An 11,787-nucleotide genomic window follows, 5' to 3' on the forward strand; every position below is an offset into this window, starting at 1 on the left:
AATGGAAGAAGTAAGAATATATATTATGGGAAAAGAGTATAAGGTGCCTGCGGGGCTAACAATAATGAAGGCTATGGAATATGCGGGCTACAGGTATATAAGAGGGGCTGGATGCAGGGCAGGCTTCTGCGGGGCTTGTGCAACGATTTACAGGAAGGAAGGAGATTATAAGCTCTATGCAGACTTAGCATGCCAGAAAACTGTTGAAGAAGGAATGCATCTTGTCCAGCTTCCTTTTTCACCCGCAAATAAGGCAATTTATGATATTGAGAAGATAAAGGTTGATGATAAAACAATTTTATCTTTTTATCCTGAGATTGCGAGATGTGTTTCATGCAATACCTGCACAAAAGCATGTCCTCAGGAACTTGAAGTAATGGACTATATTCAGGCATCATTGAGGGGGGATATAAAGAAAGCTGCTGAACTGGGTTTTGACTGCATCCAATGCGGGCTATGCGCTATAAGATGCCCAGCGGAGATAGTTCATTATCATGTTGCCCAGCTCGCGAGACGCCTGTATGGAAAATATATTGCACCAAAATCAAAACATTTGGAAAAGAGGGTAAGGGAAATAGAAGAAGGGAGATATAATAAGGCGATTAAGGAATTAATGAATAAAAGTTTAGAGGAATTGAGAAAAATGTATAATGAAAGAGATATTGAACCAGGTGATTAAATGTATCCAAAAGAAATGCAGAAATCTATAGAAAAAGTTGAGAAAAGCAGGGAAGAAAGATTGCATAAGTTGCCAGAAAGATTGAAAGAAAAGGAGAAAGAAGAATTGCTCCTTAAATGGCATCCTGACTATAAGCCGGAGGCAAAAAGGAAAATAAGGGTAGGAGTTAGCAAAAATGCAATTGTGCCAAATGAAGTTGCGGACTTAATTGAGGCATATCCTCTAGAAAATCCAGCTGAAATAGATTTGAGTAACATTGATTATCAAACAGATATCCTTATAATAGGAGGAGGTGGAGCGGGCTGCACAGCCGCACTTTTTGCATATTATAATGGAGTAAAGCCAGAGAATATATTGATTGCAACCAAACTAAGGAATGGAGATGCAAATACAATGATGGCTCAAGGAGGTATACAGGCTGCTGATAAGGAAAATGACTCGCCCTTGATACATTATTTAGATGTTATTGGAGGTGGGCATTTCGCAAACAAAACTGAGCTTGTTGAAAGGCTTGTTATGGATGCTCCTATTATAATTAAATGGCATGAGGAGCTCGGAGTGATGTATGACAAAAAAGATGATGGAGAAATGATTACTGTTCATGGAGGGGGCACATCTCGCAGAAGGATGCATTCTGCAAAGGATTATACAGGAATGGAAATAATGCGTGTTTTGAGGGATGAAATAAGGAATATTGGAGTAAATATTATTGAATTCTCTCCCGCAATTGAGCTTCTTATTGATGATGAAGGGAAAGCAGCGGGAGCAATACTCTATAACCTTGAGACAGACCAATATTATGTTGTTAAAGCCAAAGCAACAATAATTGCTACCGGTGGATTCGGCAGACTACACATTCAAGGATTCCCAACAACAAATCACTATGGAGCGACATGCGATGGGGTTGTTCTTGCATATCGAATGGGGGCGATCTTGCGGGATATGGATTCTGTACAGTATCATCCTACTGGTGTCGCATATCCAGAGCAAATTGTTGGACTGCTTGTAACAGAGAAAGTTCGTAGCTTGGGGGCTCAGCCATTAAATAGCGAGGGGGAGCAATTTGTTCATCCACTTGAGCCAAGAGATGTGGAAGCGTCTGCGTTCATAAAAGAATGCTATGGAAAAAATAAGGGGGTTATTACTCCAACTGGAATGCGAGGAATATGGCTTGATTCACCCATTATAGATATTTTGCATGGAGAAGGAACTATAGAGAGAAGACTTGGAGCAATGTTCAGAATGTTCAAAAGATTTGATATAGACATGAGGGAAGAGCCAATTTTAGTATTTCCTACATTGCACTATCAGAATGGTGGAATAGAAATAAATTCAAATGCAGAAGTTTTATCTCCAAAAGGAGTTATAAAGGGGCTTTTTGCTGCTGGTGAAGTAACTGGTGGAGTCCATGGAAAAAATCGCTTGATGGGCAATTCCCTCCTTGACACACAAGTATTTGGAAGAATAGCGGGAATAAATTCAGCAAAATATGTAAAAAATTGCAAAATTGGAAAATTGAGTGTGGAGCATGTAAAGAAATACGTTGAGGAATTAAAGAAAGAAGGGATAGAAGAAAAAAGGAGAGCACCTATGATATTACCAGACTACAGGGAAAAGAGAGTTTTATCAAGAGCAATAGACATATTATAATCAATAATTATAATCAATAAACTTTCCTCCCTGCCAGAGATTGAAATATGCTCCTAACCAGAACAAGGAATGGTATTATTTCTAATCTTCCTATCCACATGTTAAGAATGAGCATAAATTTGGCAATCGCAGACATACCTAAATTTGTTATACCAACACTAAGCCCAACTCCTCCCTGAGCAGAACAAACTTCGAAAAATGAATTTATCAGTGTTTGTCCTGTTGAAGACGAAATTATTAATGAGCCAGAAATGATTAGAATAATCCATAAGAATGAAATTACAGAAGCTTCGCCAAGTATTTCCATTGCTTCCTCCTTAAGCAAAAATTCTCTTCCAAATTTGTAAGGAAATGTGCTTCTCGCTGGTAAAAAAGCTCTTTTCAATTTCCATCCAACACCCTTGAAAAGCAAAACTAACCTTATTAGTTTGATTCCTCCTGCGGTGGAGCCAGCTGCTCCTCCAACAATCATGGCCAGTGATAGCAAAAATTTTGCGTTTTCGCTCCAATTTGCTATATTTGCAGTAGAAAAGCCAGTTGTAGTTATTGCGGAAATAAATTGAAATGCGGAATCAAAAAAATTAACTTTGCCTAATATTGGCAAAATCATTAAACCGATTAAGATAATTAGAAACATTGCTTGAACTTGAATATCTCTGATAAATTTCTTTGCTTTTCTATAAAGGATTTCATAATGGGCAAAAAATGAAGTTGCTCCGAGTATCATCAAAATAACAATTACAAATTTTATTGGGGAGGAATAGGAGGCTAAACTATCGTCTCTAACTGAAAAACCACCTGTTGCGATTGCGGTCATGCCGTGATTTATCGCTTCCCAAAGAGGCATGCGAAGTAAAAAAAGTATAATTATTCCTACTACTGTATAGAAGAGATATATTATCCATATTATTTTTGCTGTTGAAATCACACTTGGCTTTATCTTTTCTTCTCTTCCCTCCGATTTATAGAGTGTGAAAGCACCGCTACCAGGGCGAAATAAAACAACTATTGCAAGAACTATTATTCCCGCGCTTCCAATCCATTGACTAAAGCTCCTCCAGAATTGAAGAATATGTGGCAATTTGCTCGGTTGTGAATACATTGTTAAGCCAGTCCCACTCCATCCCGCTGTTCCTTCAAAAAGGGCGGATAAATAATCTAGCTTTAATCCATCACTATCAGGAATCAAGCAAAAGGGGATGGCGGAAATCATTGACAATATGATCCAGCATAATACTGCGGTTATCATCGCATGTCTCAATCTCGTTTCATAATCTGTTTTTCCTAAAAGGGAGAATATATACCCAACTATTAAAAAAATAGATGACATCAACACAAACCATTTAATATAATCAATTTCTTTAAATACTACTCCAACTATATTTACAAAAAAAGATGCAATTCCTACAATAATTAATATCCGCCCTGTATCCCGGAATATAATTTTTAAATTGTTATTCATTATTCTTTAATAAATATCTTCATTATGTCGTCTATTTTATCCTTCCTTGCAAGAAATGTTACAAGGTCACCCGCTTCAAAAAATGTGTCTGGAGATGGTAAAATAACTTCCTTTCCTCTTTCTATCGCTATCAATGTAACCATTTTTGGAAGGCGAGCATCTTCTACTTTCTTTCCAACCATCTTTGAGTTTTCTGGAATGCCTATCTTGAATATTTCCATTTTATCTCCCAGACTTATATATTCCTTCACGAGAGGATGGCGAATCGCTCTGTAAAGATGTTCAGCGGTGATAAGACTTGGATTTTCTACAATATTTACCCCTTTTTCTATAAACATTGCCCTATTTTCTTCCTCATTCACTATTGATACGAGCAAGGGTATGCCAAGAGATTTTGCAAGAGAAATAACCAGTAAATTTGTTGCATCATCCGCGGTGGTTAAAATTGCATTTGCTGAATCTGCGCCCGCCTCCATGAGAGTTTCTTTCAGGGTTGCGTCCGCATTTATCACTATTACATCATATTTTTTTGATATTTCCTCGCATTTTTCTTTGTCCTTTTCTATAACAACAACATCATCCTTGTTCTGAAGGGCTAATTCTATGAGTTTTTCCCCTATTTTTCCAGCCCCAACGATTAGGAGATACATATTTCATCAACTTCTGATAATATTTATAATGTATTAAACTTTTTCTTTAATGGAGGGAAATGCTAACAATATTATTCCCCCTAACCATAACCCTTCCTAATCTTTTTTCCAATTTTTCATTATCTTTTTCAATTTCCTCTTTCGCATCCTCAAGAACAATATTGAGATAGGCATCATATCCACTTAATTTCCCAATCAAAATTCTCCCGTCTTTGAGGCGAATTGCCACCTCTCTGTTAATGCTTGTTTCAAGTAAATCCATGGGTAATACCATAGATAAGAATAGATATCTCTTTTATATATCTTATGGGGTTTTTAAAGAAGTTACAACCGATCATTTGTTAAAGAGAGAATTGATTGGAGCGGATGCAAAGACAAAGATTTTGTTAGGCAGTGTTTTGTTTGCATTTTTAGCCATAATATTCATCCAATCTTTCAGCCAGTAATTTTGCTAATTGGGTAGAAGGAAGAGTATATTTCTCTCTGAAAAATCTTAACAAAAGTTCTAAAGTAATTCCTTCCTTAAATATCGCTTTTATTATTCCCTCCTCCCATAATTTTCTGTTTTCTAAAATTTTTCTCCAAGTTCTCAACTCTAAACTTTTAATTTCCTCAAAACTTTCTTCGGGTGATTTATCAAAATTTATTTCAGGTAATTCTGGCAAACTCTCTTTCCACTGCTTTAACCATAAAAGAATATTGTTCCATATATCTGGTCGTTGTAAGTAATCAAATAATTCTTTACCGTAGAAAAGATAAAGTTTGACACCATAAAATTTCTCAAGTCTCTTTAATTCCTCTTCATAATAATTCTTGTTTTTAGAAAGATCTGGGTCAATGAAATACATAATACCGAATAGGCCAGAACCATGTTTCTTATGCAAAATCTCAAGTTTTGTTTCAAAATTGGAAATCTGTCCCCGTTTTTTCGTAGAGTCGTGGTCGTCCCTTACTTTCTGTTCGATAAAATAATATATTCTACCGTCTGTAAAATATTGATCTAATGATAGTTCCTCCCCTTCTTCATTTGCTATACTTTTGGATAAGATCCTAAAACCCATATCTTTAAGAATCTCCTCTATTATCTCTTCAAGAGCATCCCCCATACGAATTTCATGTGATTGGAGGAGATGCTGTAAAATCTTGGCACCAGGTTTTGTTGGCCTGAATAAACCTATAAAACGCTCTGGATTATCAGCTATTCTTCGGAGGAGTTCTTTCTTCTCGCCTTCAAATATATGTTTATTCAAAATTTCACAGAATTTTTCGTAGTTCATTTGAATTCCTCCAAGTTCATGTATCTGTTTATGTATCTTTTAGTTGGATATCCACTATCTGTTATTTTCAATGGATGCCTAAATCTCTCTTCTATCCCTTTTACATATTTCTGATTAATTTCTATCATAATAAAATTTCTTTTTAGCGCTTGAGCAACATATCCTGTTGTTCCAGTTCCAGCAACTGGATCTAAGACTAAATCCCCTTCTTTTGTAGATGTTAAAATAACTCTTTTAAGGAGTTCTATTGGTTTTTGTGTGGAATGTAATTTCTTCCCTTTTTCATCTTTAAGTCTTTCATCGCCCCAACATATAGGTAAAACCCAAACATTTGCCCCTATCTTTCCGATACCAAATATTCTTGCATATTCTTTATTAAAAGTATATCCTTTAACATTTCTATCTTTTACCGCCCATATGAGATTTTCTGTAGCATTTGTAAATCTGACACCTAACCAATTCGGCATCGGATTTGTTTTCACCCAAATTATATCATTAAGGATCCAGTAACCTAAATCCTGCATTATTTTTCCTATTCTAAAAATACTGTGGTAAGTAGCAATAACCCATACTGTAGCGGATGGTTTCATAATCCTTTTTACTTCGATAAGGAGTTTCGTAATAAACTCGTCATATTCTTGAAATGATGAAAATTTATCCCATGCATCATTTACACCTTCAACCACAGTTTTCACTGTCCATCTTCTTAACTCTTTATTCGGCAACTGTAAAAAGTAAGGCGGGTCTATAAAAACCATATCCACACATTCGTCATCCAGTTTCTTAAGCACTTTAAAAGCATCACCCAATATTACTTTATTTATGATTTCATGAAGTTTATATTTTTGGATTTCTTCTTTATCTTCTATCACAAGATTGATATTTTCATTTAAGAAAGAATTATTATTTAATAAAATCTTCTGCGAGTTTTTTGTCTCCTTCATTTTTTCCTTATTTTGATATAGATTCGGATTTTAAAAATTTTACGTGTTAAAAGCCCATCAAGATAAACAACATGAATAAAACGAATAAAACCATCTGCATTATTATTTTTGGGTTTTTCTCAACAGAAAAAATTTTATATGATTTAAATATAAAAATTGGGGTGTTAAAATTTACGAAATAGGCTTGTTTGCAAGTATTGTTGTTGCTGGCATATCATTGCTTCTATTTATAATTTCCATGATATCATTTAATAGGGTAAGAGAAACAAAGATTCTTTTTATAGGTCTTTCTTTCCTTATTTTTTTCATAAAATCAATAGCGGTGATATTCTTAAAATACTACAGGCAATTTAGCTACCTGGTTCTTTTTGATTTGCTTATAATTTTCTTCCTTTATATTGCTGCAGCGAAAAAATGAAAGAAGAACACCTTGCTTTAGAAACAAGAAGGAAAATATATGAATTAATAGCTTCTTCCCCTGGGCTTCATAAAAGAGAAATATCAAGAAAATTAAATCTCTCCCTTAGTACAGTTGATTATCATCTCCACTACATGGAGAAAAAAAATCTGGTTATTGCAAGAGAGGATAGTAGGTATAGAAGATATTTTGTCGCAGAAAAAACATTGCCACAGGACAGCAGGATAATTTCCCTGCTCCGCCAGGAGACGCCCCGCAAAATACTGATTTTTTTGCTAGAAAATCCAGATGCAATCCATCGAGACATATATCAGGGTGTAGGAAAAGCTCCTTCAACTATTTCATTTCATATAAAAAAAATGGTTGAGGCGGGAATTCTAGAAGAAATCTCCTTGGGAAAAGAAAAGGGATACAATATAAAAAACAAGGATAGAATTATTGATATACTTATCACATATAGGGGCACTTTCCTAGATAGAGCGGTTGATAAATTTTTAGATGCTTGGACATCTTTTGGAAAGGTCTAATTATTTTTTGAATAGATATAGTGCAGCTAAGGATATAACAAAAATGCTCAAAATTAATATAATAATTTTTCCAGCTAAACTTTCAATAAGGAATTCAATACTAACTTTATATTCACTAAAATGCGGTATGCTTATAAGCAATATTACTCCTTCTTTTGAGTCAAGTTTATAGTATTCGGGATATATACCATCATCATTTGGGTTTAAAATGTCCTCCAGGCTATCCGCTTCATCAATCTTTTTGCCATCAAATTTTACTGTAAATTCATCAGAGAAAAAGATATTTTTCCCCAGATTAATCTTTATTACTTTCCCAGATGATGAATTTCCTCTTACATTGAGCAATATTCTTCCCTGGGTTATATTAATTGCCTCTATCGATACTTCCCCAAAATAAGAAAGGGAATATGTTTCATTATTTAAATCAAAACCCGCTATTACTATTTCTCCACCTATTGATTTATTCAGAAAAGCATCCTCTATTTTTTCTTCTGAATAATAAAAACTTGCGAGAATCATGTTATCCTGAGCGGTTATATTTTCTCCATCAAAAAAAATGTTCCTGTCACTCATCAAAACAACACCCATATCCCCTTTCCTCATTTTTATTAAGCTTTCATTAATTTTATTTATTTCATAACCATAAATCTCACTTATAACTATCCTATCAGAAAATATTTTTAGAAATCTGGTAGGCGCATCATGCAACTCCACCACGCATCCGCTATATTCAAATCCAAAAAATGCTCCCTTTATGTTTATAGGAACAAGAGCTTTTCTTATCTCTTCCTTTAAAAGAGGATCTCTTTCAATAATTTTTTCAAGAGCATCAAAAAACTGTATTGATACTTCTATTGATTCATTTTTATAAACCATGTCAATTATTTTTTTATCTTCCTTATAGCAAGAAATTTTTCCTTCAAGCCCCGCTGGAAGATATTTTCCACTTATTTTCCCATCCTCTACCTTGAAACCACCAATTTCTATAGATTGAGCTTCAAAATTAATGAAAATGAATGCTAGCAATAAGTAAATCAGCAATTTCTTCATGATGTTTATACACTATTGTTTTATAAAAAATCTGGTTCAATCATCGAATAGAAGAGATCAGGAGAGGAAGTATAACTGTTGCATCTCCTTCTATTGTAACATGCTTCGCTTTTTCCTTTATCTTCCCCCATGAAATCGCTTCTTTTGCCCTCGCTCCAGATAAAGAGCCGTCCCACTCCTGAGCAGATGTGATATAAATAGCTGCATCTAAACCATTGTGAAATTGAGCCCACCATATAAGATGATGCTTTGCAACACCTCCTCCAATTACAATCCCTCCTATTTTACCATCTCCAAAAAATATATCCGCCAGCTCATCCTCATCCTTTGAAAAATCGATTTCTATCCTATTCTTCATTCTCCATATCTGCCAGCCGACCGCCCCATCGTAAATTGCGGGCACATAAAAGGGTATTTTGTTTTTCCATGCCCAGTATAGAATTGAATTCTTGCTCAATTTTTCTCCTATTTTCCATGCTATTTCCCTGCTCCCTAATTTTCCTTTAAAATCTTTGAAAAATTTCTGGATTTTTTCCTCTATTATAATTCCATAGCTCTCATTTGGAATGAATATATTTCCGAGCCTATTTATCCCTTTCTTATGTAGCTCCACATCGTCAGCATCAAATGAACCATGATAATAATTTTTAAAATCCCTAGCCAAATCATGGTCAATCGTTCCACATGTTGTAATAACTCCATCAACTATTTTCTCTTTTAACATATCTCTTATAACACCTCTCGTTCCAGTAGCAACTAAACATGCGGGAAAAGTAAGAAAAATGAAATAATCTTCTTTTATCATTTCCTCCAATATTTTAAGTGCATTCCCTATTTTTTTTGTGGTGAAGCCTCCTGAGTAGTAAAATTGTTTTACTAAATCCCTGACATTTTTAACTTTTTTTAAATTTATATCTCTAACAATCATGAAAGAAATACATAAAAATATATAAAAAGAATACTAAAAAGGGAAGAGGATTTAGAATTTAGAATTCACTCTCTTCTTTTTCTTCCTCTGGTATCTTGCCTTTCTCTTTTGATACTTCCCTTGCTGCAATTACGTCGTCTATGCGCAAAATCATTATCGCTGCTTCTGTTGCGGAACGAATCGCCTGTTTTCCAACACGCAGTGGTTCAAGAACATTTTTTTCTCTCATATCAACTGTTCCTCCCTGATAAACATTCACTCCATGATATTTCTTGCCCTCAGAATGTACTTTTCTTAGCTCAATAAGTATATCTATCGGATCAATTCCAGCATTTGCTGCTAAAGCTCTTGGAACAATTTCAATTGCATCCGCAAATTTTTCTATTGCCAATTGCTCTCTTCCTCCAATAGTTGCCGCATAATCTCTTAAACCCATTGCAATCTCTATTGCTGCTGAGCCTCCTCCTGTTGTCATCTTTCCATCTTCTAGGGCTACAGCTATTACACTCAATGCATCATGCAAGCCTCGCTCGATTTCATCAACAACATGCTCTGTGCCTCCTCTGAGTAATATACTCACTGCCTTCGCTTCTTTGCATTCTGTTATGAATGTCATTTTGTCATCGCCTATTTTTCTTTCTTCTACTCTTCCCGCATGACCGAGATCCTTTGGCTTTATTTCATCAAGTTCAGTTATTATTGAAGCCCCTGTTGCCTTTGCAAGCTTCTCCATATCTGATTTCTTAACCCTTCTCACCGCATATATTCCTGCTTTTGCTAGGTAATGCTGTGCCAAATCATCGATTCCTTTCTGACATACAACAACATTTGCACCGCTCTTCTTTATCTTTTCAACCATGTTCCTTATCATTGCCTCTTCTTCCTCAAGGAATTTCTGAAGCTGAGATGGATCTGATATTCTTATCTGTGCATCTACTTCTGTCTTTTTAACTTCAAGCGCATTGTTTAATAAAAGTATTTTTGCATCCTTAACAATAGCTGGCATATCTGGATGGACTCTTTCCTTGTCAAGAATTATACCATTTATTAGCTCTGTGTCTTCAACTGAACCCCCTTGCTTTTTCTCAACCTTTATATTATCTATATCAACTTTGGTTTCTCCATTTATCTCTTCTGCAACACTCTTAACCGCTTTATATGCAATAGCTGCAAGCAATTCCTTGTTTGTTTCTGCAACTTTTCCTGTTATCGCCGTCTCTGCGATTTTCTTTAGCAATTCCTCATCATTTGGTTTTACATCCAAAGCTATGCTTTCGAGTATTTCACAGGCTTTTTTGCTAGCCATCCTATACCCATCCGCTATCACTGTTGGATGAATATCTTGATCTATCAAATCCTGGGCATTCTTTAGTAACTCTCCAGCAAGCACAACAGCGGTAGTAGTACCATCACCACACTCTTGGTCTTGAGCTTTTGCGACTTCGACAATCATTTTTGCTGCGGGGTGCTCCACATCTATCTCCTTGAGAATTGTCACTCCGTCATTTGTAATCACTACATCTCCCATGCTATCCACGAGCATTTTGTCCATGCCTTTTGGCCCAAGAGTAGAGCGAACTGCGTCCGCAATTGCTATCGCTGCCCTTATGTTGTTATACTGTGCTTCTCTCCCTTTCTCCCTTTCAGTTCCTTCCTTCAATATTAAAATTGGCTGTCTACCTGTCAACATTTTAATCACCAAAGTATATAATAATTCTTCTATATAAATTTTTCTTTCAGCAATTGTGAGCTTTTCCTGATTTTCATTTCTCACTAAAATCTTATAAACATCTTACTTATTTCATAAATGATGTATGTCAAGGCAGTCCCTGAAAATTGTTCTGGTTGCAAGGCATGTGAGGTAACTTGCTCATTATGGCATTGGAAGGTTATAAATACAAAGAAATCAGGAATAAATGTGGTTAAGAAAAGTGTTGTTGAAGATATACCAAAATTATGTACTCATGGCAAAGATTGCAATTTTGAATGCGTCAATGCCTGCAAATTCGATGCGATGAAAAAGAAAGACGGGATTGTTTATGTAGAGCATGAAAAATGTACCGGTTGCAAAGCTTGCGAAAGGGCGTGTCCTTTAAATGCGGTGTGGATTCATGAAAAGAAGGCATATAAATGCGATTTATGCAATGGGGATCCGCAATGCATTAAATTCTGCTCTCAAAATGCAATTGTATTAGGGTGAGA

General features: G+C 35.4%; 13 protein-coding genes. 4 read left to right on the plus strand and 9 right to left on the minus strand.

The genetic code is table 11. The features are described from left to right. Position 1 precedes the first annotated feature (1 nt). Entirely contained in the window at positions 2-679 is a 678-nt protein-coding gene (locus H5T44_02565; GenBank protein MBC7081116.1) for a 4Fe-4S ferredoxin, read from the plus strand. After that, positions 680-2,329: an FAD-binding protein gene (locus tag H5T44_02570; GenBank protein MBC7081117.1), complete on the plus strand. Its 1,650-nt coding sequence runs from the start codon at positions 680-682 to the stop codon at positions 2,327-2,329. It begins immediately after the preceding gene. Positions 2,330-2,342: 13 nt separating this feature from the next. Here the strand turns inward: H5T44_02570 and H5T44_02575 are convergent, their stop codons facing one another. The 6 genes from H5T44_02575 to H5T44_02600 form a co-directional block, all read right to left on the minus strand. Further along, a complete protein-coding gene (locus tag H5T44_02575; protein ID MBC7081118.1) occupies positions 2,343-3,791 on the minus strand; it encodes a TrkH family potassium uptake protein in 1,449 nt (482 codons plus the stop codon). Continuing rightward, a complete protein-coding gene (locus tag H5T44_02580) occupies positions 3,791-4,441 on the minus strand; it encodes an NAD-binding protein (GenBank protein MBC7081119.1) in 651 nt (216 codons plus the stop codon). Before H5T44_02580 ends, H5T44_02575 begins: the two co-directional genes overlap by 1 nt. A 46-nt stretch (positions 4,442-4,487) precedes the next feature. Further along, on the minus strand, positions 4,488-4,715 hold the full coding sequence (locus tag H5T44_02585) for an RNA-binding protein (protein MBC7081120.1): 228 nt from the start codon (positions 4,713-4,715) through the stop codon (positions 4,488-4,490). Positions 4,716-4,851: 136 nt separating this feature from the next. Continuing rightward, positions 4,852-5,718: a restriction endonuclease gene (locus H5T44_02590; protein ID MBC7081121.1), complete on the minus strand. Its 867-nt coding sequence runs from the start codon at positions 5,716-5,718 to the stop codon at positions 4,852-4,854. Beyond that, on the minus strand, positions 5,715-6,599 hold the full coding sequence (locus H5T44_02595) for a site-specific DNA-methyltransferase (GenBank protein MBC7081122.1): 885 nt from the start codon (positions 6,597-6,599) through the stop codon (positions 5,715-5,717). The genes H5T44_02590 and H5T44_02595 overlap by 4 nt, the downstream gene beginning before the upstream one ends. 234 nt (positions 6,600-6,833) lie before the next feature. Next, positions 6,834-6,971, minus strand: coding sequence for a hypothetical protein (locus tag H5T44_02600; GenBank protein ID MBC7081123.1), 138 nt, complete (start codon positions 6,969-6,971; stop codon positions 6,834-6,836). Positions 6,972-7,076: 105 nt separating this feature from the next. On the opposite strand from H5T44_02600, the gene H5T44_02605 reads away from it, so the two are divergent. Further along, positions 7,077-7,607 carry a winged helix-turn-helix transcriptional regulator gene (locus H5T44_02605; GenBank protein ID MBC7081124.1) on the plus strand — a complete coding sequence of 177 codons (531 nt, stop codon included), beginning with the start codon at positions 7,077-7,079 and terminating at the stop codon, positions 7,605-7,607. Here the strand turns inward: H5T44_02605 and H5T44_02610 are convergent, their stop codons facing one another. The 3 genes from H5T44_02610 to H5T44_02620 are packed head-to-tail and all read right to left on the minus strand — an operon-like array spanning position 7,608 to position 11,275. After that, positions 7,608-8,657 carry a hypothetical protein gene (locus tag H5T44_02610; GenBank protein ID MBC7081125.1) on the minus strand — a complete coding sequence of 350 codons (1,050 nt, stop codon included), beginning with the start codon at positions 8,655-8,657 and terminating at the stop codon, positions 7,608-7,610. A gap of 40 nt (positions 8,658-8,697) precedes the next feature. Beyond that, complete coding sequence (locus H5T44_02615) at positions 8,698-9,585, minus strand: deoxyhypusine synthase (GenBank protein ID MBC7081126.1); 888 nt, start codon at positions 9,583-9,585, stop codon at positions 8,698-8,700. 58 nt (positions 9,586-9,643) lie between these two features. Beyond that, positions 9,644-11,275, minus strand: coding sequence for a TCP-1/cpn60 chaperonin family protein (locus tag H5T44_02620; protein ID MBC7081127.1), 1,632 nt, complete (start codon positions 11,273-11,275; stop codon positions 9,644-9,646). Positions 11,276-11,392: 117 nt separating this feature from the next. On the opposite strand from H5T44_02620, the gene H5T44_02625 reads away from it, so the two are divergent. Then, on the plus strand, positions 11,393-11,785 hold the full coding sequence (locus H5T44_02625; GenBank protein MBC7081128.1) for a 4Fe-4S binding protein: 393 nt from the start codon (positions 11,393-11,395) through the stop codon (positions 11,783-11,785). The last annotated feature ends 2 nt before the right edge of the window (positions 11,786-11,787 follow it).

Source organism: Thermoplasmatales archaeon, assembly GCA_014361195.1.
Taxonomy (GTDB): domain Archaea; phylum Thermoplasmatota; class E2; order UBA202; family JdFR-43; genus JACIWB01.